General features: G+C 64.4%; 18 protein-coding genes. 8 read left to right on the forward strand and 10 right to left on the reverse strand.

The genetic code is table 11. The features are described 5' to 3' along the window. Positions 1 to 157: 157 nt before the first annotated feature. On the forward strand, positions 158 to 697 hold the full coding sequence (locus AAGA68_07405; GenBank protein MEM9384872.1) for a heme NO-binding domain-containing protein: 540 nt from the start codon (positions 158 to 160) through the stop codon (positions 695 to 697). Between the two features lie 8 nt (positions 698 to 705). Continuing rightward, complete coding sequence (locus AAGA68_07410; GenBank protein MEM9384873.1) at positions 706 to 3,189, forward strand: EAL domain-containing protein; 2,484 nt, start codon at positions 706 to 708, stop codon at positions 3,187 to 3,189. Here AAGA68_07410 and AAGA68_07415 read toward each other — a convergent pair. Then, positions 3,169 to 3,639: a response regulator gene (locus tag AAGA68_07415; GenBank protein MEM9384874.1), complete on the reverse strand. Its 471-nt coding sequence runs from the start codon at positions 3,637 to 3,639 to the stop codon at positions 3,169 to 3,171. The two genes, AAGA68_07410 and AAGA68_07415, sit on opposite strands and share 21 nt — an antisense overlap. 628 nt (positions 3,640 to 4,267) lie before the next feature. Between AAGA68_07415 and AAGA68_07420 the strand changes: the two genes are divergently transcribed. Next, complete coding sequence (locus AAGA68_07420; GenBank protein MEM9384875.1) at positions 4,268 to 4,540, forward strand: ECF-type sigma factor; 273 nt, start codon at positions 4,268 to 4,270, stop codon at positions 4,538 to 4,540. A 66-nt stretch (positions 4,541 to 4,606) separates the two neighbouring features. Here the strand turns inward: AAGA68_07420 and AAGA68_07425 are convergent, their stop codons facing one another. Further along, a complete protein-coding gene (locus AAGA68_07425) occupies positions 4,607 to 5,452 on the reverse strand; it encodes a hypothetical protein (protein ID MEM9384876.1) in 846 nt (281 codons plus the stop codon). Between the two features lie 189 nt (positions 5,453 to 5,641). Between AAGA68_07425 and AAGA68_07430 the strand changes: the two genes are divergently transcribed. Next, complete coding sequence (locus AAGA68_07430) at positions 5,642 to 6,115, forward strand: hypothetical protein (GenBank protein MEM9384877.1); 474 nt, start codon at positions 5,642 to 5,644, stop codon at positions 6,113 to 6,115. A gap of 44 nt (positions 6,116 to 6,159) precedes the next feature. Here the strand turns inward: AAGA68_07430 and AAGA68_07435 are convergent, their stop codons facing one another. Further along, complete coding sequence (locus AAGA68_07435; GenBank protein MEM9384878.1) at positions 6,160 to 7,350, reverse strand: glycosyltransferase family 4 protein; 1,191 nt, start codon at positions 7,348 to 7,350, stop codon at positions 6,160 to 6,162. 189 nt (positions 7,351 to 7,539) lie between these two features. On the opposite strand from AAGA68_07435, the gene AAGA68_07440 reads away from it, so the two are divergent. Beyond that, a complete protein-coding gene (locus AAGA68_07440; GenBank protein MEM9384879.1) occupies positions 7,540 to 8,658 on the forward strand; it encodes an aminotransferase in 1,119 nt (372 codons plus the stop codon). Positions 8,659 to 8,754: 96 nt separating this feature from the next. Beyond that, the gene (locus AAGA68_07445) at positions 8,755 to 10,131 is read left to right on the forward strand and encodes a DUF3179 domain-containing protein (GenBank protein ID MEM9384880.1); all 1,377 of its coding nucleotides are present in this window, start codon (positions 8,755 to 8,757) and stop codon (positions 10,129 to 10,131) included. A gap of 11 nt (positions 10,132 to 10,142) precedes the next feature. Here the strand turns inward: AAGA68_07445 and AAGA68_07450 are convergent, their stop codons facing one another. Next, positions 10,143 to 12,503 (reverse strand): EAL domain-containing protein, encoded by a 2,361-nt coding sequence (locus AAGA68_07450; protein MEM9384881.1) that lies wholly within the window; start codon positions 12,501 to 12,503, stop codon positions 10,143 to 10,145. A gap of 207 nt (positions 12,504 to 12,710) precedes the next feature. Between AAGA68_07450 and AAGA68_07455 the strand changes: the two genes are divergently transcribed. Continuing rightward, complete coding sequence (locus AAGA68_07455) at positions 12,711 to 13,370, forward strand: methylamine utilization protein (GenBank protein ID MEM9384882.1); 660 nt, start codon at positions 12,711 to 12,713, stop codon at positions 13,368 to 13,370. Beyond that, on the forward strand, positions 13,370 to 14,620 hold the full coding sequence (locus AAGA68_07460) for a hypothetical protein (GenBank protein MEM9384883.1): 1,251 nt from the start codon (positions 13,370 to 13,372) through the stop codon (positions 14,618 to 14,620). The genes AAGA68_07455 and AAGA68_07460 overlap by 1 nt, the downstream gene beginning before the upstream one ends. Positions 14,621 to 14,627: 7 nt before the next feature. On the opposite strand, the gene AAGA68_07465 is transcribed toward AAGA68_07460, so the two are convergent. From AAGA68_07465 to AAGA68_07490, 6 genes are all read right to left on the reverse strand, one after another. Further along, positions 14,628 to 15,371, reverse strand: a complete 744-nt coding sequence (locus tag AAGA68_07465) for a PDZ domain-containing protein (protein ID MEM9384884.1) — start codon at positions 15,369 to 15,371, stop codon at positions 14,628 to 14,630. Between the two features lie 18 nt (positions 15,372 to 15,389). After that, on the reverse strand, positions 15,390 to 15,917 hold the full coding sequence (locus AAGA68_07470; protein ID MEM9384885.1) for a hypothetical protein: 528 nt from the start codon (positions 15,915 to 15,917) through the stop codon (positions 15,390 to 15,392). 283 nt (positions 15,918 to 16,200) lie between these two features. Next, a complete protein-coding gene (locus tag AAGA68_07475) occupies positions 16,201 to 18,834 on the reverse strand; it encodes a CHAT domain-containing protein (protein ID MEM9384886.1) in 2,634 nt (877 codons plus the stop codon). Between the two features lie 11 nt (positions 18,835 to 18,845). Further along, positions 18,846 to 19,307 carry a hypothetical protein gene (locus AAGA68_07480; protein ID MEM9384887.1) on the reverse strand — a complete coding sequence of 154 codons (462 nt, stop codon included), beginning with the start codon at positions 19,305 to 19,307 and terminating at the stop codon, positions 18,846 to 18,848. After that, positions 19,300 to 20,019, reverse strand: a complete 720-nt coding sequence (locus tag AAGA68_07485) for a sigma-70 family RNA polymerase sigma factor (protein ID MEM9384888.1) — start codon at positions 20,017 to 20,019, stop codon at positions 19,300 to 19,302. The genes AAGA68_07480 and AAGA68_07485 overlap by 8 nt, the downstream gene beginning before the upstream one ends. A gap of 94 nt (positions 20,020 to 20,113) precedes the next feature. Then, positions 20,114 to 22,177 carry an SDR family oxidoreductase gene (locus AAGA68_07490; GenBank protein MEM9384889.1) on the reverse strand — a complete coding sequence of 688 codons (2,064 nt, stop codon included), beginning with the start codon at positions 22,175 to 22,177 and terminating at the stop codon, positions 20,114 to 20,116. Positions 22,178 to 22,525: the final 348 nt, after the last annotated feature.

The following is a 22,525-nucleotide window of genomic DNA, read 5'->3' on the forward strand; positions in this document are numbered from 1 at the left end:
GCCCGCCGCTTTTCGTTTCGCTTTCGCCAAGGCGGCGAGTGTCGCACGGGTGCTTCGACTTGGCATAACGACGGACACTGTTCCAACTCCAAGGCATAGAGCCTCAATCTTGTAGCACCACTGCCGACTCTCGAGGGAGGAACCTCGGGAGTCGGTGATGTACGGATTGGTCAACAAAGGGATCCGCGACTACGCCCTTACCAACGGCGGTGACGCCGTATGGCAGCGCATTCGAGCCAAGGCCGAGTGGGCCGAAGACGATTTCCTTAGCATGCAGGATTATGACGACGCCGTCTCCGTGCGCCTGATCGGGGCAGCTGCCGAGGTGTTGGAGACCACACCCGACGACATTATGCGTGGCTTCGGTCGGCACTGGGTGCTGTTCACGGGCCAGGAGGGCTACGGTCCGCTGATGTCCCTCTCCGGAGCCACCCTGCCTGAGTTTCTGAAGAACCTGGACGCCATGCACGGGCGCCTCAAAAACTCGATGATGGGGCTGAAGCCGCCGAAGTTCACCTGTACTCAGCTCAGTGATTTCACTTACGAGGTGTCCTACTTCTCCGAGCGGGAGGGGTTGGCTCCGATGGTCGAAGGGCTACTCGGCGGGCTCGCGGAGCGCTTCGACGTGGCGGTGGCAATCACGTGCGTCGAGGTGAGCGAAGCGAAAAACTCGGCCGTCTTTCGTCTCACTCTCTAGGTGTTTGAGTGAGCGCCGACGCGCTAGCGCACGCCTTCGTTACCCTGTTTCCTTTCCACCTCGAGGTGGATAGCGCGCTCGTGGTGCGGGGCTGCGGCAGCTCTGCGCCGAAGCTGTTTGGGGAGCCTCTCATTGGTCGGTCGCTCGTCCAGCTGATCGATCCTCCGGCTGACGGGCCGGCCCTCAGCTTTGCCGCGATCCGAGAGATGGCGGGCGAGCGGCTTGAGTATCCGCTGAAAGACACGAGCGCACGACTTCGCGGCCAGGTGCATCCGCTGGCCCACGACCGCCTCGCGCTGCTAGTCACTCCATGGTTTGAAGAGGTGGAGGGTCTGCTGTCGCTCGGGCTCGCGGAATCGGACTTCGCTCCGCACGAGGCCTCCTTCGACTTCTTGTTCATGACCCACGCGCGCGCCGTGCAGGCGCGAGAGCAGCTGGCGCTAAGTGAGCGCCTCCAGCGTACGCTGGAGGAAACTCGCCGTCTCGCTAGACTGGAGCAGGAGCTCAATCGAGGCTTGGCCCTGGCCGCGGACCTTCGGGTTCGCATGGAGAATGGCTGCATTACCGATCTTGCTATTAATAAAGATAGCCTAGCGCCGTTGGAGAAAGAAATTTCGATCGGCGCGTGCCTTTCTACGATGCCCAGCTGGTTAGCACGCATGTTGCCCAAGAGTCAGCGCGCGCGCGAGGGTGCGGTGACTTCGCTCACGCACGCGATCGAGCTCGAGGGAGTGTTGCACACCCTAGACCTGCGTGTTTCGGGTGATGCGCGGCGCAGCGCAATGATCGTTGGCAGAGATGTCACCGAGGAGCGGGCGGAACAGGTGTTGCTCTTGCAGACCCTTGAGCACGCCCTGGAGGCGGTGTTGATGGCCGATCAGGATCATCGCATCGTGTTCGCCAACCGAGCGGCCGAGCGAATGTTCGCTTACCGTCGCGAGCAACTTGTCGGCAAGCCGCTGGATTTCCTCTGCGTCAAAGCCGCAGCCACGACGCTCTCGACCATCACCAGCGGGGACATCGTCCTGCATCGACGCGACGGCGTGAGCCTTACCTGCAACGTCTCGACCTCACGGGTTAGGCAGGGCGAGCGGGAGCTGGTCACCGCGTTCCTCGAAGATGTAACGGAGCGGCGTGCAGCAGAGTCGCGCATCGAGTACCAAGCGAGCCACGACCCCCTCACCGGCCTCGCCAATCGAGCCCAGTTCATGCGGACCTTAGACCGCCTGCTCATGCGCAGCCGCGAGCCGCTAGCCGTGGCCTTGATTGACATGGATGATTTCAAGTCAGTGAACGACCTTCACGGTCACGCGGCTGGCGATGAGTTCCTGTGCTGCGTTGCCGATCGCATCCAGCGCAGCGTGCGCCCGGGTGACATCGCCTGTCGCCTCGGCGGCGATGAGTTCGCCATCATCTTGGCCGAAGTTAGCGGCGCCCGGGACGCGGAGCGAGCCCTGCAGCGAATGCTCGAGACCCTCTGCTTGCAGTTGGACATCGCCGGCGCGTCATTCGTGCCTAGCGCCAGTGTGGGCGTGGTAGTGACCGCACCCGGGCATGAGCATTCCGACGTGCTGCGCCACGCAGATCTGGCGATGTACCAGGCCAAGGCGCGGGGTAAGAACCAGATCGCGCTGTTCACCGAGTCGATGCAACGCGAGGTCATCCAGCGCATTGAGACGCAGCGTGATCTAGCGCTGGCGATTGCGAGTGATGAAATCAAGGCCTACTACCAGCCCATTGTCGATCTGGAGACTGGCCAGCCGGTGGCGCTTGAAGCGCTCGCCCGTTGGGAGACCGACGAGGGCCGGGTCGTGCCGCCCGGGCAGTTCATCGAGGTGGCAGAGCAATCGGATCTCATCGTCAGGATCGGCGAGGCCGTACTGAGGCAGGCGATCGATACAGTATGTGTGGCTAGAGAGCAGTGGCCGCAGATGCGCGTGAGCGTGAACTTCTCCGCACGTCATTTCCTAGAGTCCGATCTGCTCGACCGTCTCGATCGAGTGCTGCGAGAGGCTGCTCTGCCGCCCTCAGCGCTCACCATGGAATTGACCGAGAGTATGCTATTGGCGGACCAAAGCGCCGTACGTGAGCGCTTCGCCGCTTTGCGTGCTCTCGGCGTGCGCATCGCCCTGGATGACTTTGGCACGGGGTACTCATCGCTGTCGTACCTGGACCGCTTTCGCTTCGATCTGCTGAAGATCGACAAGAGCTTCGTCCGCGGCCTCGCCTCGCGTAGCGTGCGCAAGGAGCTTGCGCAGACGATCGTCGCTGTGGGCGGGATCATCGGCATCGACGTGGTGGCAGAGGGCATCGAGGAAGCTTCAGACGAGGCGATCTTGAAGGAGATGCGCTGCCAGTACGGCCAGGGATACTTCTATGCCAAGCCAATGCCGCGTGAGGAACTCCGCCGCTACCTCAGCCAGCAGTGTGCTCGCCTATCGCCCCATCCGCCGAGTCGTAAAGAAAACAGGCTAGTGCATTCGAAAGTCTAATCGATTTGCCTTGAGGTAAGTTGGTAGTTGCAGAGGAGCGTTTGACTGCCTCCAGGTTTCCGGCTCGCACACTAGGACGATATCCTCTGGCCTTAGGGGCTTGGTGATGACGTGCTCCACCACGGAGCAAGCGAACGCTCGGGCCGCATCCGCGTGCGATAGCGCGGTGGCGAGTATCGTGACGCTACCGAGGCAGCCGGCCCCCAGCTCCTGGGTAACTACCTCGAGGAAGTCGATGCCGTTTAGGCGGGGCATATTGAGGTTGAGGAAGGTGACGTCTATCGCCGGGCGCTGTTTGCGTCGGAGAAAATCCAGCGCTTCGTCGGGATAGAGAAAGCAGATCACCCGGTCGATGAGCCCTGAGCTCTCGAGAGTTCGCTGCGCCCACTGCTGGTCGATCAGGTCGTCGTCAACGATCATCGCGGTCGTGCTCGGGGGGAGTCGTGTCATTGGCCAGGTGGCCCTCGTCTCGCTGTGCATGAGCGGCGTGCTGCCACGATCGCGGGAGGTCGGCCATGGCCCCTGCCGTCGGAGCGTGAATCCTAGGGGCCCTTGCCCCGGTCGGGGTGTGACCTGGTTCACAAGGTGCTCGCGGGCCGACGACAGGGATTTAGCGGTACCAGAAGTCGCGGTTGGCAATTCGCTCAGTGCCCAAGGCGCCAGCCTGGAGCTTTAGAGGCGCAGCTCTAATCGGGGCAGTCCTCTGCGCTGGCGTCGCGCCCCCTAACCACGTAAACGGCCCTCATTCTTCCTAAAGCTTTTAATTGGCGAATTTCTTTCGATCCATGGGTGACTTTGGGCAAGTTGTTCGATCGTTCTGGCTTCTCTAGTGTCCTGAGTTAGAAGTTCGTTGATGGCTTCGCGGCACCTTTTCGCGCCTGAACACGTTGCTCCTCCTCCCGTGGAACCTGCCACGCTCGTCGTCGCGCCGCGCTCAGGGACAGAAACTCGCGTGCGAACTCATCAACGAACTTCCAACTCAGGACACTAGCTAGGGGAGATCTTCAATTATTCGCCAGGAGCAAGACGCTCATGTCACCTCTCCTCGGACGCCGTATCGCGTCGCCCCGCTGCGCGCATGATGCGGCGTATTCCTTCGACCTTCGGCGAGGCGCGCAACGCGCAAAAGCGCGGCGGCGGTCAGGTGGCACTCGCGCTCGATGAGGCCCTCATCTCCCCCCCCCCCGATGGGGACGTTCGGCTACAGGATCTCGACGCGGCCATCACGCGCTTGGGCCTGATCGACGAACGCCACGCGGAGCTAGTGGAGCTGAACATCTTCGCGGGTCTCACCTTCGCCGAGATGGCTCAGGTGACGGGCCTGTCGACGAGCACCATCGACCGAGACTGACGCTTTGCCAAGGCTTGGCTCAAGCGCGAGCTGGATCGCTGACGCGACAAACACCGGTGGACCCCCTCAAGGATTGATGGTGAGGACGTCGATTCGATTCAGCGCGACGTAGGGCACGATCAAGCGCTTGCGCTTGGTGTCAACGCCCAGGTCTGCCGGCTTGCCCGCCAGAGCGATGGTCATCCTGTCCACTCCCTTGGAGATCACATGCAGGCTCTCATCCTGCTGGCTCGCGACGTAGATCCTGCCGTCCACCACTTCCAGGCCATCGAAGTTGCCGCCGCCCTTTAAGGTAGCCACCGTGGAGAAGCCCTCGCTGCCGGGTTGCCAGGCAGCTAGGTGATCGGCGCCGCTCCAAGGGGCGAGCAGGAAGCGGTCCGCGCGTGGGGCACGGGTGATGCCGTTGGCGCGAAACGGGGTTTGCGCCGCGATCATCGCCTCGCCGTCGATGATTCGGTAGAGGACGGAGGTGCCCGTATCGGTGACGTAGAGGGCGCCGTCATCCCCTTCGGCGATGTCGTTTGGGAACCCGGGCTCAAAGGCCGCCAGGGAGACGAAGCTCAGGTGCTTGCCCGTGCGCCTGTCGAACTCGTGGACACCTTGCGCATCAGCTACCCACAGGCTGGCGCCGGTGATGAGCATGCCGCGGCCGGCGTGAAAGGGGTACCGTTGGGTGCCGGTCATGAATTCGAGCTCGAGGATCTCACCGCCCGGGGAAACCTTGGAGACGAAACCGTTGCTGTCGCCGTCCACGTCGCCGTTGAAGTTGGCGACGAAGTAGACGTCCTGATCGGGGTCGTAGCGCACGGCTTCGGGGCCTTTGAACCCCTCCACGGAGACGACGAGTTCGCCGCCGACTGCGGCGCGTGTAGCTAAGGCTAGAAGACTTGCGACGCGAACCAAGGTGTTCATAGGAAACTCCTCAAGCAAATAGCTCAAGTTTAGGCTGCGTCTGGCAAGTTGCGAGCTGTTTGCTCTCGGATGGCCGTTCACCAGGGAAGACGCAGGCGGGGCACCACTTGCGGCGCACTCAGGTCCCGACCCCTGATCGGCACTCCTTCGCGTAGACTGATCGCTGCTGTCGGAGCGAGTGGTGAGCAGGTGAAGGCGCAGAGTCAGGCGCAGGTTTGGAGCGGCCTTAGGCGCGAGGCCAAGTGGGCAGGCGCGATCTCCCTACTCTTGGCGCCCCTCGTATTCGTCATGTTCGCCACCCAGCTCGGCACGCGCGATGACCTGCGCTACGTGCGGGGCGAGCTCGGCGTCGTGGAGCGCTCGGGGCGTTGGGTTCAGTTCGTACTGGATGAGAAGCCTCCGCCCGTTCGCTACTCCGCGCGCTTGGGTCGAAGCCGCGTGCTGGTCGATCAGCTCCTGGCCTCGAAAGGGGCGATCGCCTGCCTGGTCGATGAGCGCAACTACGCGTGGGAGCTGACGATCGACGGCGAGCTATTCGTGTCCTTCGAGTACGCGCAAGCTCGCCTGCGCGGGGATCGCATGATCGGTTGGTCGCTCGCAACCGTGCTGGTGTTGGCGGGGGGTGTGCTGCTCTGGTACTCGCGGCGGTTGCCGGTGCCGTGAAGCCTGCTAGGGCATGGGTGCGCTCAGCTGGCTAACGCCCGCTCCTAGGTGCGGGCGGTCCTCTCGCCGGCGAGGATAGCGCGGAACAGGTCGAGCTGGCCGGCGGTCGTGTCATCCCAGGAGAATCGCTCAGCGTAGGCGCGCGTTTGTGCTCGCTCGGGGGGATCTGCCAGCAGTTCGCGCACGGTCTGCGCGATGGAGTCCCCGCTGCGTTCGGGAATCAGCCGGCCAGCCGCCGCTTCGGCCACCACCTCGGGCGTGCCCCAGATGGAGGTTGCCGCCACCGGCGTGCCGCAAGCCATCGCTTCTAGTAACACGTTCGCCCAGCCCTCACGCGAGGAGGCGAGGATCAACGCGTCCGCGGCAGCGTAGAGCCTGCGCAGCTCATCGTGCGCCACGCGACCCAGGAATTGGGTTCGGTCTGCTACGCCCAAGGCCCTCGCCTGCGCTTCCAGGCGACTGCGCTCCGGGCCATCCCCGGCGAGCAGCAGGGTCATGTCGGGCAGCTCGGGCATGGCCTCGAGCACCAGGTGGTTGCCCTTGCGCTCGATCAGGTGCCCCACTGTGAGCAGAACCTTGCCCGCCACCCCGAGTTCCTGCCGCGCGCCATCGCGATCGTCGACCGGTTGAAACTGGGACAGATCGACGCCGTTGCGCAGGGTGTGCACGTGATCGGCGGACACGCCTAGCTCCACCAGACTATCGTTGAGTGCCTGGCACACGGTGATGCAGGCCGACGCCGAGTTGGCGGTCCAGCGGATCATCCTGCGCGGCAGGGTGTATCGGGGGATCAAGGAGATGTCCGTGCCGCGGGCAGTCACCACGAAGGGCTTGCCCAGGGCCCTTGCCAGCATGGCGATAGCGACCCCGTCGGGGTAGAAGTAGTGCCCGTCGATGAGATCGAACTCGAGCCCCTCTCGCATCAGCTTGCGTACGTGCTTGGCGAGGCTCCAATACATGAATAGGGGCGCTGAGTGCATGCCCACCTTGGGCAGCAAGGCGTAGCGCGGGTGGGTGATCCTCACTCCGTGGCGCGTCTCCGCGGCCATGACCCGGGCGTGGGCGGCGTAGGTACCGAAGCGTGGATGAGTGCTCGGGAACCACGGAACCGGTGCCACGACCCTCGCCTCCACCTCGCCGCTCGTCAGCATGTGGCGCAAGCGGTTCTCCACGAACACACCGTGCGAGGGCTGCTCGTTGTTCGGGTACAGGGTGGAGATGGTCAGGAGCTTCATGGTCGCCGGACGCTACACGAGCGATCCCAGAATTGCGACTGACTGGGTAGCCTGCGCGCAAGTACTCCCATGTGTGGGCGAGCAGATCTGCAGCGCGCTGGCGAGGGTGCGTCAGGCCGTTTCTCAGGTCCAGGCTCAGGCAGTAGCATAGGTGCAGCGACCAACCTCCTCATCGCGCGGTAAACGACTATGCACATCGAACCCTTCGGCGTAGAAATCTGGATGAACGAGTGGGAGACGAAGTGCGCGTTGAACCTCGCCGAAACGTGCGTCGAGAGCATGACTATCGGGCAGCTGCTCCAGCTCGTGGGGCAGGGCGAGGGGGCGCTCAACCCTCTGCTCGATATGAAGATGACCTACGGCGCCATCGAGGGATCTGAGCGCCTTCGCGAGGCGATCGCCGGGCTCTACACCAGCCAGCAGGCGCGCAACGTCGTCATCACTCACGGCACGATCGGCGCCAACATGCTGGTGCACCGAGCCCTGGTGGAGGCGGGTGACCGGGTGATCGCCGTGGTTCCCACCTATCAGCAGCACTACTCCATTCCCGCAAGCCTCGGGGCCGAAGTCCACCACCTATGGCTTCGCGAGGCAGATCGCTGGCTACCAGACCTCGATCGCCTGGGCGAGCTAGCCGCCCCAGGTGCGCGCCTGATCGCCCTGACCAACCCCAACAACCCGACCGGTGCGCTGATTCCTCGCGAGATGCTGGAGGAGATCGCAGCCATCGCCCGCAAGGCGGGCGCCTGGGTGCTGTGCGATGAGGTGTATCGGGGCACGGACCAGGAAGGAGAGGGCGCGACCGCGTCGATGGCCGACCTCTACGAGCGGGGGATTTCCACCGGTGGCATGTCGAAGGCGTTCTCTCTCGCCGGCTTACGCTTGGGTTGGGTGACGGCACCGTCGCAAGTGCTTGAGGCGGTGATGATTCACCGCGACTACGACACGATCAGCGTGAGCATGATCGATGACTACTTTGCCACCCTAGCGGTGGAGCACCACGCCCAGGTGCTCGGCCGCTCGCGCGCCATCACCCGCGGAAATTTGGCCGTGCTGGCGGACTGGCTCGACGGTCAAGCTAGCCTGTCCTGGGTGCGCCCGTCGTCCGGCACCACGGCGCTAGTCAAAGTGGATACGGACAAGTCGTCCCGTGACTTCTGCATTGAGCTTCTCGAGGACACCGGCGTCATGCTTACGCCCGGGTCGGCCCTCGCCATGGAAGGCTACCTGCGCTTCGGCTACGCCAACGGGCAGCAGATTCTGCGCGAGGGGCTCGAGCGCCTGAGTGGCTTTCTCGCGCGCACTTAGGCCTAGGAGGACGCTTCTCGCCCGCCCACGCTGCGAGATATGCACGTGAGAACTTTGCCGCAAGCTCCTCGCATACCCATCTGTGCGGAGAAGCGCATGACCCACCGTCTCCTGCTGGCCGTGCTGCTCGGTGTGCTGGCGACCATAGCGGCGATCTCGACGGCAACTCCCTCGCCGCAAGGCGAGTCGAACGCCCCATCGGCCGTCGGCACCTACCTGGAGGTGCTCACGCGTTTCACGCCGCAAGACACGCACGCCTACCTCGACGATCTCGAGCAGGTTTGGCACCCAGGCTACACGCCGATTCTGCTGGAGCTCGCCCGTTTCGCTAATGGCCGCGTCGCCGCCGTGATTTTCGAGCGCCTGGCGCAACGCTCTGGCGAGAACTTCGGCTACGATATGAACGGCTGGTACCAATGGTGGTGGAACGCGCCGGATGGGGGCGAGCTTACGGCCGACTACGCCGACTTCAAGGCAGAGTTGTACCGGCATATCGACCCTAAGTTTCGCACCTACTTCCGCGGTCGCCAGGACACGGCGCGCATTCGCCTCGACGAGATCCGCTGGGGCGGCGTCGTGCAGGATGGGATCCCACCGCTGCGCGACCCGCAGATGGTGGCGGCGGCGGATGCGACCTACCTCGACGCGGACAACATCGTGTTCGGCATCGAGATCAACGGCGATGCGCGCGCTTACCCAAAGCGGATCTTAGCTTGGCACGAGATGTTCACGGACACGGTGGGCGGCGTGGACGTAGCGGGTGTCTACTGCACGCTCTGCGGCACGGTGATTCCCTACAAGACCGCGGGCCATCGCCTGGGGACTTCCGGCTTCCTGTACCGATCCAACAAGCTCATGTACGACCAGGCCACCCAGTCTCTCTGGAACACGATCCTGGGCGAGCCGGTCCTGGGGCCGCTCGTGGGCAAGGGCATCAAGCTGGAGCACCTCTCGGTGGTGACGACGACCTGGGGCGCGTGGCAGGCCCGTCATCCGGACACCAGCGTGCTGTCGCTGGACACGGGGCATAGGCGCGACTACGCGGAGGGCGCTGCGTACCGACAATACTTCGGCACGGATGTGCTGATGTTCAACACACCTTTCGCTGACGATCGCTTGCAGAATAAGCAGGAAGTGCTCGCGCTGCGACTCCCTGGTGCGCCCGATGATCAGCTGGCGATCGACACGGCGTACCTTCGCCAGCATCCGATCTACACGGATCGGGTGGGCTTTCAGGACGTCCTCGTGTTCACGGACCACTCGGGCGCCAACCGAGTCTACAACCCGCAGGATGTGTCGTTCGTGGCCTACGATGGTGACCGCATTGCCACCGACTCGACAGGTGTTGCTTGGCGAGTGGAGGAGGAGCAGCTACTGTCGCAAGACGGACGGACGCTCGATCGCTTGCCCTATCATCGAGCGTTCTGGTTCGGTTGGCATGCCACCTTCCCGCAAACTAGGCTCGTGCGCTGAGTGGAGCATCCTCAGCCGGCGGTGGAGAAGGGGCGGGCGTCTCGCCGCCGCTCCTGCAGATCGATTGGTTCGAAGGCATCGGCCCATCGTTCGAAGTCTTGGCGGGGTACGGGCTTGCTGAAGAAATAGCCTTGGACGTAGTCGCAGTCGAGGCCGGCTAGTGTTCTCACGCTGTATTCATCTTCCACGCCCTCGGCCACGACGAGCAGATTCATGCTATGCGCAAGGTCGATGGTCGTTCGGACGATCAGCTCATCCTGTGGATTGCTGGCGAGCTCTCGGACGAAGGCTTGGTCGATCTTCAGCTCATCCAGCGGCAGGGCTTTCAGGTGCGCTAGGGACGAGTGCCCAGTGCCGAAGTCATCGATGGCGACATGCACGGACAAGGCTTGCAATGCTTGCAGCACGGTGCGGGCAAGGGTGATGTCCTCCATTACCGAACTCTCGGTGACTTCGAGCGCTAGGGCGCTGCCATCGACGCCGTGTTCACGCAGGGTCGAGGCGACGAACTCTGGGAGACCTTCGGTCACATCTTGAGTGGATAGATTGACCGCCACGCGAAGGTGCGGATACGGACGTTTCCATTCGGCGAGATCGGCGATCACCGCCTCGATCATATAGCGCGTTAGGTGAACGATTGCGCCTGATTCTTCCGCCGCGCCGATGAACTCGTCGGGTGCCAGGAAGCCGAGCGTCGGGTGGATCCAGCGGGCGAGTGCTTCGGCGCCACCGAGGGCTCCTTTGCGCAGGTCGATCTTCGGTTGGTAGTAGACCTGAATCTCCCCTTGCGCAAGTGCTCGCGGCAGGTCGTTGATCACCTGCAGGCGTCGGGTGAAGTGATCCTGGCGTCCGCAGCGATACTCGCTCACCGATTTGTTCGACGTCAGTGCATCAGCTCGCGCCACCAAAGCGCTGCGGAGCAGGGTGTCGGCGTCCTCGCCGTGCGAGGGAAATGCGGCCACACCTATGTGCGCATGCATGGGCATCTGCGTCGCCTCGAACGGCACGCCAGCGCCCAATCGCTGGTCTAGCGCCGTCGCCACTGCGGTGGCCGTCGTCACATCTGCGCCCGGGAGTAGGAGCGCGAACTCATCGGTGCCCGTGTGAGCGACGAAGGAGTCTTCCGGCGCATAGGCTTGCAACAGCTTGGCCGTGTTGCAAAGGAGAGTATTGGCGTGGGTTTGGCCGAGACTGGACGCGATGTTGTCCATCCGCGCCAGAGTGACCGACAGCAGCCCACAGCCCGCTGAAGGATCGGTCGTGAAGGTGTTGATCGCCTCCAGGAGGCCGCGTTGGTTGGGCAGATCCGTGAGCGGGTCGTGGGTGGCGTGGTGGCGGATCTGTGCCTCGCGGTCCGCGATGGCGCTCTGCATGCGAGAGAAGCTGCTGGCGAGCCGTGCCAGTTCGTCATCGGAACGAACGTGCAGCGTCGCCTCGTAGTCGCCTCTGGCGACCCGTTCCGCCGCCGTGGTGAGCGACGAAAGGCGTCCCGAGAAGGTGGATGCGAGCCACGCGCTAACGAGTGCTACCAGGCCCAGCAGTCCAAATCCCACGCTCAGCAGCGTGCGCTCCGCGGAGTGGTAGGGTGCCATTGCTCGTGCCGTTTGCTGGTACAGCAAGAGCGTAGCGTCGGCCTGCCCGGCGACGAGGGGCAGGCTGGCCACCAGCGTGCGATCGCGCCCCTCGCCAACGACCTTGACCATGCTGGCGGTATCGCTCGGTGCAGCAATACGTAGGATGGCTCGGGGAACGATGTCATCGATCGTGCTCGCTGCAATTGAGCGATATTCAGCGCCTGCCGCTTGCGCCACGGTCACGTTCACGCCTGTCAGCGACTGCAGTTTGTCGGTCAGGCGTTGATCGATGCGAAACCCGAAGGTTAGATGGCCGATTGTCGTCGGCGCGCGTACGGGCGCAGCGACAATCTGAAAGCTCGTGTCGCCTAGCTGCTGTACCGACACGGAGGTCTGCTCGCGTCTGCTAGCGCCTTCGCTGATCACTGGCATCAGCGCCTCACGAGTGCTGACGGGCGTGCCCTGATCTAAGGCGATGAAGGCCCCGAAGTCGGCGCCGATTCGCTGGGCGTGGTTGTCGAGCGCGGAGCGTATGGAGGGGGCGTCGGCGGTGGCCAACACCTCTCGCAGGGCGAAGTCCGACGAAAGCACTTCTACGGTTCGAGAGATATCGCTCTGACGTGAGCGCAGGAACTGTCCGACCACTTCGCCACCCACGCCAAGATCGCGCTTAGCGTCGGCAAGCACCTCTCGCTCTGCGGTGCTCGTAACCAGGAACATTGTGATGGTCTGCGCCATCGCCAGAGGAGCGATGGTCAACAGCAGGAGCTTCTGCAGAAAACTCAGACGCCAGGGCATGAGGGATGTTCCAAGGCTGGGCCGGGCACAAGGGGTAGCCGATCGAGCGCTCGGCGACTCCCAACGCCTACTGTGCGAGTTGGCGCGTTGACCGGACACGTCCCAGCTCACAGTTTGGTGCTAGCGAGCGACGCGCGCCGGCGATTACCTCAAGGGCGTGGGCGTTCCCGTCGATAGGGAGGTCGGGAAACTGAGGGAGTGGTGCTAATGGGTGGTAGAGGTCAGCTGCAGATCGGTCCGATCGGCGGGCTGCTGCTGGTGTTGTGGCCACTTCTCGCCAGCGCTGGGACGCTCAGCGTGACCGTGCTCGATCGACAGGGCAACCCCGTGTCCGACGTTGTGGTCTACGCCCAGCATGCAGCGGCCGCCGGCAACTCCTCCCAAACGAGATCGGCCATTCTGGATCAGGTAGATCGACGCTTCGATCCTCACGTTCTCGTCGTATCGCGCGGAACGCAGGTGCACTTTCCGAACAGCGATATCGTCGCCCATCACGTTTACTCCTTTTCGCGCCCGAACCAGTTCAAGCTTCCGCTGTACAAAGGGGCTCCACTGGCGCCAGTGACCTTCGAACACGAGGGCCTCGTGACCATCGGTTGCAACATCCACGACGACATGCTGGCCTACATCGTGGTCTTGGATACGGAGGTCTTCGCCAAGACCGACGCCCAAGGGCATGCGACCTTGGCCTACGGCGATTGGCAGTTCCCCGCCGAGGTCACGTTTTGGAGTCCAAGATTTCGTGGCGCGAAGGGGTACCTTACAAAAACGATCGCGAGTGGAGCAGCACTCGAAGTGCGCCTCGACAAAGCGCTCAAACGCCCCCATCGCCAAAGCGCCTGGTCTGCGGGCGACGATGAGTACTGATGCCGAGCGCGCGCTACGCAGCGGTCGGCCTTGTTGTCCTGTGGCTTTCAGGGGTGGCGCTCGGGCAAGGGCGGGGTGATCCCGAGCGCCTGGCCCTAGGCCTCGATCTGGGCCTGGCGAGCGTGTCCGGTCATCTAGCGTGGACCGATGGCAACGCGGGCAAGCTGCGCCGCTTCAACGGTGATCTGCCCGTCCGCGCCTTCGCCCAGCTGCGCCAACCGCTTGGCGACACCTTGAGCCTGGTGGCAGCGGCGGAGTTCGGCAACGATGGCACCTCGCGCGAGACGGGCCTAACCCAGCTGTTCTTGCGTTGGCGACCCGTGCCCCGAAGCCGCGTACGCCATCGGCTCACGGTCGGCGCGTTCTACCCCCGCATCTCCCTGGAGCACTCGCAGGTCGGCTGGAGCAGCAAGTACTCCCTCAACCCCTCGGCGATCGGCGCCGGGGTGGGGGAGGAGCTGCGCACCGTCGGCGCCGAGTGGCAGTTGAGTACGCGCGTCAGCGCACTGGGCGGCGAGGGTGTGGTCTCGCTCGCGCCATCTGTCTTCGTCAACAATGATCCGACCGGGGCCTTGATCGCCTGGCGAGGTTGGTCGATCCACGACCGTCAATCCACCCTGTTCGATCGCCTTCCCCTAGCGCCGCTGCCCCTCACTCAACCGGGGGAGAGATTCGATCGCCAGGCCCCTTACCACGCACCGTTCCGCGAAGTGGACGGGCGCCCGGGCGTCTCCCTCGCGGCGGACTACAAGCGCGGCGCGTCCCTTTGGCGCGCAGGCTACTTTGACAATCGCGCCCAACCTGAGGCGATCGAGCGCGGTCAGTACGGGTGGCGCACGCGGCTACATCATGTGGGCGTACGGCAGCGCCTACTGGGTAAGTTTGAGCTCTTGGCCCAATGGTTGCGTGGCTCCACTCGGATGGGATCACGCATTGACGGGCAACGCCGTGCGGTCGACGCGAAGTTCGCGAGCCAGTACATCCAACTTTCACGCGTCACTGCGCAGCAAACGCTGACGGCGCGTATCGAACGCTTTCGGGTGGTCGACCGAGACGCCCTAATGGAGGATGACAACAACGAGCGCGGGCATGGCCTCACGCTGGCCTATCGCTGGTCCTTCACGCCGCACACGCATCTGGCAGCAGAATGGCTGCGCATCCGTACCGAACGCCCAGGTTGGGCGTTTACCGGTCTGGCGAGGCAGCGCAATGAATCGCAGCTGCAGCTGCGGGTGCAGCTGCGCTACTGAGGCTCTCTCAGCCTAAGGTGTTGACGGGCGAGGTGCCGAGCGGTCCGCGGGGGAGGAGGAGGTAGACGAGTTCGCCCTCGCGCAACACCTGCACATGGATGTACTCCCCGCGCTCACCTTGCACGCTGAGGGCGCGGAGCTCGTGGAGGTGGAACACGCGTTGACCGTCGTAGTGGGTGACTCGATCACCTCCCTGAAGCCCGGCCGCGACGGCGTCGCTACCTTCGCCGACGGAGCCTACGAGTACCGAGGTGCTACGCCCGAGGGAGCCTAGGTAACGCTCGTACATCTCATCGCCCAGCTCGGCGCGCAGGGGATTGAGCACTTCCAGACGGAATCCCGCCGGCGAGGCGAGGAAGGCCTCCCGGCGTCGTTGCCAGGTCTGCATGGCGCGGTCCGCTGAGATCTGCGCCAGCGAGTCATGAATTTGCTCCGCCTCAGCAGCCGCCAAGGGCGCGGTCTGCGCGCGCGGCGGGACATTGCGCGCTGCGACGGTGCTCAGCTCCGTCGGGGCTTGCGGCGCCGTGTGCTCGGCCAGCGGCCGCAACGCATTCGCAAGCTGTCGGCGCGCTTCGATTTCCTGCGCGAGATGGTGCTCCATCTCTCGAATCGCATAGCGTTGGGCGTCGAGAGCGCGCGCCAGCGATTCGAGGCGATCGTTGGCTTGAGCCGCTTCACCTCGCAGGTGGGCGAGGCCAGTAGTGACCAAGATGGATGCGATCGCTGCGGCTAATAGGGTGGTTCTCAACACTGCGGTAGCTTCAGATGGCTATAGGAAGGCGCTGCCGGTGAGCAGGCAGTCTTGGCGCGTGGTGCCCGGGCCGAAGGGATTAATGACTAGCGTAAGCCCGTCCGACTGCTCTACCCATTCGACCAGGAAGCGCTCGATGGTGCCGGTGACTTTGGTGAAGTCCGCAAACTGATTCTCACCGGTAAAGATGTAAGAGGCGGCGGACGACACCAACTCCCCAGAGGTGAAGACAGTGACATCACCAGTGCCGATCACTGCCGTGATGTCTGGGTTGGGGCCTGGGCCGAAGACGACCCCGGCGTTGTTGAGGATCTCCACATCGAGGGTCAGCACGCCGTGGATGCCCTGGAGGTCGCAATCGAAGGTGAAACGCGCCTTGTTGGAGGGAGCTGTGCCACCACCAGCATCGGCCTGCTGGTTGTTGGCGACGTTCGCGTTGGCGGGGTTGGCGCTGCCGCCATCGCCGCCGCAGGCACTTAGCGCGGCGGCCGCCGTCACCAGTAGCAGCAGGCGCGCCAAGTGCCCAGTCGTGTGCCGCATCATCATGATCGTCTCTTCCCTAACGCGTGATCGACGCAGAGGAACGCCGGTTCAGGCGCCTGCAGGAGTGATACGGGAGATGAGAAAAAAGTGATCTACGGGCCAGCGGCGGCGGGGGTGCTAGTGTCCTGAGTTGGAAGTTCGTTGATGAATTCGCACGCGAGTTTTTGTGCGTGAGCGCGGCGCGAGGACGAGCGTGGCAGGTCCCACGGGAGGAGGAGCAACGTGTTCAGGGGCGAAAACGTGCCGCGAAGTCATCAACGAACTTCTAACTCAGGACACTAGCTAGCTAGTGCGTCATAACCACGAAGGCGGCCCAGAAGTACGGATGGGCGTAGGGAGCGCGTGGGTCATCAAAGCGCCGTGTGGCTGCACCGATCGGGCGATCGCCGTAGATCGCGTCAAGCTGAGCCGTACGCAGGGCGGCGGCACCCGCCTCGCCCCTGGCGCGCTCTTGGTAGAGCCGACGCATGAAGGTGGAGGTCGCTCGGTCGGACACGCGCCACAGGGAGGCCAACACGGCGTTGGCGCCACGGGCCCTGGCCAGGGCCCCGAGGCTGGCAATCTCGATGCCGCGGCCTTGGGCAGCGGCACCGAGGGCGGTCTCGCACGCCGACAACGCTAGCCAGTCGACGCCAGAGAAGTCCAGCTCGGCGAACTCCGGTAGGGTGATCCGCTCGCTGTTGCCGATCAGCATGTAGGAGTCACTGACCCGGCCAGGGCTGAAGACGAAATGACTGGCGATGTGCAGGTTTGGCACGCGTTGGTCGGTGGCCCGCGTGAGCGCGCCCAGGGAGAAGCGTTCGTTCAGGTAGATCTCACCGGGCATCGTGCCGTCGGGGTCCGTCTGGTCCCGCCGTATGATGGTCTCCAGTTCCTCTTCCACGTAGGGCAGGGGCGGCAAGGCGAGGGCCTCATCCACTTCGGTCACGCCGAAGGCCACGGCGCGCGCCGGCGCAGACTCGAGATCTGAGGCGGGCACGTCACCGTGGGAAGTACGCGCGATCGCGTAGCGTTCGATGAGAAACCGTTCCCCGTCGTAGAGGGCCGTGAACGGTACGTAGCGCAGCGCGCCGTCCAGCGAGAGCTGCAGGCGGGTCACCTCGTGGTTCTCCAGCTGACCTAGCACGGGCGCCAGGAGAAGCTGGTAGAGCGCCTGGCCCGCCTGGCGCGGATCCTGGTGCGGGTCGCGTATCTGGCGACGGTACTCGAACACGCGCTTGTTGAGCTCACGAGCCGAGATGGAGACCTGATGCTGAAACGCATGGTCCGACAGGTTCACCACGACGCGTAGACGTTTGGCATCGAGCACGAAGGTTAGCTTGGCTGTGCTGCGGGCTGGCGGTTCGGTCGGTGGCGTCGCAGTCGTGGGCGGTGCGGGCACGTGGCCTATGCGATCGGCGGTGAGACGCTCGACGAGCTTGGCCAGAGCCTCGGCGTAGGCCTGCTGGAGGCGTTCGCTATCGCGCTCATCATGGGGGTTGCGAAGGGCACGGCGCGCGTCGAGGAACGGCTCCGCTAGGGCGCTCTCTGCCTCGGAAAGCGCGATGCGAGCGTTGGTCATGCGCTGGATCAAACCGCCGCGCGTGAACTGGTACAGCTCCTCGTTACGCACGAGGTCGAGTACGGCGGAAGCCTCCGGTAAGCGTCCTAGGTCGATCAGCAGGGTGCTCAGGGAACGGTAGATGGGCTCGCGCCTAGAGGTGTAGCCCTGTTCGAGATCTTCGGGCAGCGGGTAGAGCTTGTCGCGCACCTCCTGCACTTCCGTCACGGCCAGCTTACCGAGTACCACGGCTGCGTGACCTAGGCCCTGGCGCGCGAGCGCCCGCGTGAGGCCGTCGTAGGCGTCGATGATCAACGGGGGTTCGTTGGCACGCTCACTGATCAGTAGCGACTCCACCCACTGCTGGCGTGCTAGCTCGGGTAAGTCGAGATCGAGCTGAGCCTCGGCGATGTTGTTTAGGGACTCGGCCACGAAGGGGTCGTTGCGATCGAGGCGCTCGCGCCGCAGGGCGAGGGCCTGCTCGTGCAGATCGAGAGCGACCGCGCTGCGCCCCTGCATGCGCCGGGCTCGGCCGAGGGCATCGAGGGCGATGGGCTCTACGGGACCCCCTACCGCGATCTCGGTCGCCGCCTCGTAGCGCTGTGCAGCGCCGGCAGCATCACCCTGGGCTTCGAACACCGAGCCGAGGTTGACCAGTGCGGAGAGCAGCATCGGGTGCTTTGGCGGCAGCACCTTGCGGCGGATCGCCACGGCTTCCCCGTAGAGCATCTCCGCGCGCGCCATGTCGCCGAGCTCGTAGTAGACGCCGGCGAGGTTGTTGAGCCCTATGGAGATATCGCGCGGAGGCGCCTCGCTTTGGCGCATGCGTCGTAGAGCCTGCTCGTACAGATCCGCAGCGACGGCGAAGTCCGCCTGGTAGAAAGCGATGCCGGCAAGGCCGTCCAGGGCCGTGGTCTCGCCGCGCCTGTCGCCGTTGCCGCGGTATAGTGCTAACGCCCGCTTTAGCTTTGCCCGTGCTTGGTCGTACTCGCCGAGGTCGCGATGGCTAAGGCCCACGCGGTAGGCGAGCAGCGCGGCACGCTCCACATCATCGGGAGGCAGGAGCTGGCGGGCTTGGTCGTAGAGGTGGAGCGCTTCCTTGCTCGCGCCGAGCAGGCCGTGGGCCCAGGCGAGGCGATTGAGGATGTCGCTGCGAAGAAGGGGGTCACGCGCGTTCGCGAGGGCGCCGGAGAGGACGTCGATGGCGTCGCTGTACTGGCCGTCGCTGATCAGGGCCTTACCCTGTTCGAGGCCCTCGCTGGCCGCGGCGTGCAGCGGGTTGTCCACACCCGGTTGTGCATGCCCCGCTAGGGCAAGGCACGCGATCGAGACGAGGGCCAAGGCGGGCGAAATGCGCTGAGCGCATGTGGAACGGGTCACGAGGGCGTTCCTCAGCGATCGGAGCGATAGTCCGGGTGCAGCTGATTGAAGGCGTGCAGGTGCTCTTCCGCCAGGGCGAAGTCGCCGCGGTAGATGAGCTCCTGAATGTAGCGGTACCACACGGCGGGATCCGCCTCGGCCACGGCCACCTCGACCCCGCCGCCAGCAGAACGAGTGGCATCGGCTGGCAAGATGAGACCGGCTCCCGGGATAGGGCTCGCGGGGCCTCCGGAGGGCGCAGAGAATGGCGACAACACGGCGCCGGCCACCAGGCCCGCGGCCAGGGCGATAGGCCAGCTCGCCAGGGCGCGGCGATCGGTGGGGCGCAGGCGCCCGGCAGCTGCGTCGGCGGCACTCGCCACCGCTGTGTCTTGCACGCTAAGGCGTGAGGTGTCCGCTGCCTCCTGCAGGACGGAGGCGAACTCATCGCCATCATCCCAGTCGTCCAGCTCGCCATCGTGCTGTTCAGCCATCGAGTAGTGACCTCGCTGTGGTCCCCAGGGACTCTTTGAGTTTCTTCAGGGCGTAGCGCTTACGGCTCAGCACCGTATTGCGGGGTGCTCCGGTCGCGCTAGCCACCTCTTCAGCCGACATGCCCGCCGACCACATGGCGATGACCTCGCGCTGCTCGAGCGGCAGTTCGGCGAGTGCCGCTAGTAGGCGCGCACGCCCCTGCTCGGCGGCGGCGCCACCGAAGGCGGCATCCTCGCTCGCGAGCGTCTCCTCAAGTGCTTGCCCCCCGGCGAGCTTCTCGCTGCGCACCGGCTGCGGTCGGCGGCAGTAGTCATCTATGTAGCGATTGCGCGCCATCGTGTAGAGATAGGCGCGGAAGCTAGCGCCCGCGCCCGGCGTGAAGGTGCCGCGCTCGGTCGCCTCGAGCAGCTGCAGCCAGGCTTGCTGAGAGACCTCCTCGGCCACGGCCTGGTTACCCGACAGGCCAACCGTGAAGCTCAGCAAGGACTTGCGATATCGCTCGTAGACGACGTCGAACGCGCGGCGATCCCCGTGCCGTTGAAAGCGGAGCAGCAGCGCTTCGTCGGTGTCGTTGCTGGAAGTTATACGGATGATCCCCTGGAAATGATCTAACGCTGGGGATTCTAGCGGGGACCGGCCCTGGTGGCAGCGCCCACGGACACGCGGCGTCGGCACGGATCTGCGCCGGAAAGCCGCATCGTTGCGTGCCACGCGCGAGACCTCTCACCGAGAGTCATCGGCGCGGCTCCCGGGTGATACCTCGATCGAGAGCCGATTCGTGCGCGCTCAGTATCCGGGGATGGCGCTACCAGTGAACCCCGCGCATCACCTGCACGAACAGGCGCTGCGCCAGGCCGAGGGCTGACGAGGGTATCTCCGCTTTCTCCTTAGCCGCCTCTTCATCGGACAGGCCCCGGGCGGCTGCCGAGTCGGGGAATAGTGCGTAGGCCTGGCTAAGAAAGGCCTCGGTGACGTTGGGCACCGTGGCCTGTGCGACGGCGCCGGTCACGCCCAACGGGGTTGATACGCGACGCGGCTTGGACACGATGGATTTGATCACCAGGTCTCGCGCCTGTTCCGGAGAGAGGGTCGGAAAGGCCTTATACAGGCCCGTGGGGGCGATCATCGGCGTGCGGACGAGGGGCATATGGATGGTGGTGAAGGTGATGTTCTCCGCTGCGTACTCCGGGGCTGCGCAAAGGCTGAAGGCATCCAGTGCTGACTTCGAGGCCACGTAGGCGGAGAAGCGCGGCGGGCTGGTCAGCACACCGATGGAAGAGATGTTGATGATGTGTCCGCCGCCGTTGGCCTCCATAGACGGCAGGAACCCCAGGATTAGGCGCAGGGCCCCGAAGTAGTTCAGGTTCATTGTGCGCTCGAAGTCATGCACACGCTCGTAGCTGTAGCGCACGGAGCGGCGGATCGAGCGTCCCGCATTGTTGATTAGAACATCGACATGGCCGTGCTCGCGAAGGATGTCCGCAACTAGCTGGTTGCAGGCCTCCTCGCTGGAGACATCGCAGGAGTGTACCTGGGCGCTGCCGCCCATTTGCTGGATCTCCGCCAGCGTCTCGTCGAGCTTCTCGACGGTGCGGGCAACCAGCTGCACCTTGGCGCCAGCCTCGGCAAGGCGCAGGGCGCATGCCTTGCCGATGCCACTCGTGGCGCCGGTCACCACCACCACCTTGCCCCGCACCTTGCGCCGCAGGGCGGAGAGCGTCGGGCGACCGATCATCTGGTTGAACAGGCCATCGACCTCGCGGATCAGGCTCTGCTCACCGCCTGGGCGCAGGAATTCCTGCCAGTATTCCCAGAGCACCTCGGCGTAAGACTCGAAGGGCGGACACTCGATTCCCTTCTCAGCAAGCAGCGCTTGGGTCTTGGTGGAATCAAAGCGCGTCGGATAGTGCAGGTAAGCCATCACTTCGGGCGGGATGCCCATGCGTGCCACTGCCTGCTCGCCAAGGGCTTTCAGGGGGCCAGCCATGCTGATGCCTTTGCCTGCTAGGCGCGTGGCCGAGTCGAGGGCGGCGACATCGATGGCGAGTAGGCTCGGACCGCGGGACACCTTCATCAGCACCTTGAGCAGGTCGCCCACGCGGATGCCTTCGGGGTCGGTGATGAAGAAGCACTCGCGGTCATGGTTCGGCACGTGGGCCAGGTGGTCGATGGCGTTGGCGACGAAGTCCACCGGCACGATGTTGAGCAGGCCGGCCTTGCTCAGCAGCAGCGGGAACCCCTGAGGCACCACCTTGCTCAGGTTCTTCAGGGCTTCGAAGAAGTAGTAGGGGCCGTCCACCTTGAGCATCTCGCCGGTCTGCGAATGGCCGACCACCATGCCGGGCCGGTATATCCGCCAGTTGAGATCGTTCGCCTCGCGCACCAGTCCTTCAGACTCGTGCTTGGTGAGAAAGTAGGGATGATCGAGGGCGCCGGCCTCTTCGAACATGTCCTCAGTGAAGGTGCCCTTGTACAGTCCAGCGGCGGCGATTGAGGAGACCTGGTGGAAGCAGCCGGCCTTCAGGGCCCGGGCGAGGTTGATAGCCTGGGCCGTGCCTTGCACGTTGGCCGTGCGCTGGCTCTCGGCATCTGCCTGCAGGTCGTAGATGGCGGCGAGGTGGAAGAAGTGGTCGATCTTGCCGCCGTGCGCGTTCGCCCAGGCTTCGTTGACCCCTAGATTTGGCTCTGCGAGGTCTCCCTCGACCGCCAGCAGCTGCTCCTTGCTCGCCCCCCAGAGCTCGCGCAAGGCCTCCAGTTTGGCGACGGAACCCGGGCGCACCAGCAGGTGTACCGTACCGCCGCGATCCAGCAGCTTGGGAACGAGGAAGCGGCCGATGAAGCCGGTACCGCCGGTAACGAAGTAGTTCATGCTGGAGCTTCTCCTGGAGCCGGACGTCCACAGGCACCGGTGCGATGCGGCAAAAGGCATGATGGACGTCTATCGAGGCCGCCAGGGTATCGGCACCGCTAGCGCTTCGCCAGCGTTGAGCCGTCGGCATCGAGATTGGCGCCTGCGTTAGCGACCTGCCCTGCTACGAGGATCACTGCCCTGACCGCTACGCGCCCCCTCGACTCGTGGACTCTGCCCCCCAGATCTTCCGCGGCCTACGGATGGCCCGTCGCCACGCCCGCGCTGCGTCGCCTGGGCGCCCATCTCTGGTCATCGCCTGGGCCAATGATGTGCTCTCCTTCGAGAAGGAAAAGCGGGCGAGTGATC

The sequence above is a fragment of the Pseudomonadota bacterium genome (assembly GCA_039193195.1).
Lineage (GTDB): Bacteria > Pseudomonadota > Gammaproteobacteria > Steroidobacterales > JBCBZW01 > JBCBZW01.

Excerpts from the sequence above, each read along its gene's own strand:
- AAGA68_07490 (MEM9384889.1), bottom strand. The coding sequence starts at position 22,177 with ATGAACTACTTCGTTACCGGCGGTACCGGCTTCATCGGCCGCTTCCTC.
- AAGA68_07455 (MEM9384882.1), top strand. The coding sequence starts at position 12,711 with ATGGGTGGTAGAGGTCAGCTGCAGATCGGTCCGATCGGCGGGCTGCTG.
- AAGA68_07445 (MEM9384880.1), top strand. The coding sequence starts at position 8,755 with ATGACCCACCGTCTCCTGCTGGCCGTGCTGCTCGGTGTGCTGGCGACC.
- AAGA68_07480 (MEM9384887.1), bottom strand. The coding sequence starts at position 19,307 with ATGGCTGAACAGCACGATGGCGAGCTGGACGACTGGGATGATGGCGAT.
- AAGA68_07460 (MEM9384883.1), top strand. The coding sequence starts at position 13,370 with ATGCCGAGCGCGCGCTACGCAGCGGTCGGCCTTGTTGTCCTGTGGCTT.
- AAGA68_07450 (MEM9384881.1), bottom strand. The coding sequence starts at position 12,503 with ATGCCCTGGCGTCTGAGTTTTCTGCAGAAGCTCCTGCTGTTGACCATC.
- AAGA68_07415 (MEM9384874.1), bottom strand. The coding sequence starts at position 3,639 with ATGACACGACTCCCCCCGAGCACGACCGCGATGATCGTTGACGACGAC.
- AAGA68_07435 (MEM9384878.1), bottom strand. The coding sequence starts at position 7,350 with ATGAAGCTCCTGACCATCTCCACCCTGTACCCGAACAACGAGCAGCCC.
- AAGA68_07405 (MEM9384872.1), top strand. The coding sequence starts at position 158 with ATGTACGGATTGGTCAACAAAGGGATCCGCGACTACGCCCTTACCAAC.
- AAGA68_07440 (MEM9384879.1), top strand. The coding sequence starts at position 7,540 with ATGCACATCGAACCCTTCGGCGTAGAAATCTGGATGAACGAGTGGGAG.
- AAGA68_07425 (MEM9384876.1), bottom strand. The coding sequence starts at position 5,452 with ATGAACACCTTGGTTCGCGTCGCAAGTCTTCTAGCCTTAGCTACACGC.
- AAGA68_07420 (MEM9384875.1), top strand. The coding sequence starts at position 4,268 with ATGATGCGGCGTATTCCTTCGACCTTCGGCGAGGCGCGCAACGCGCAA.
- AAGA68_07470 (MEM9384885.1), bottom strand. The coding sequence starts at position 15,917 with ATGATGATGCGGCACACGACTGGGCACTTGGCGCGCCTGCTGCTACTG.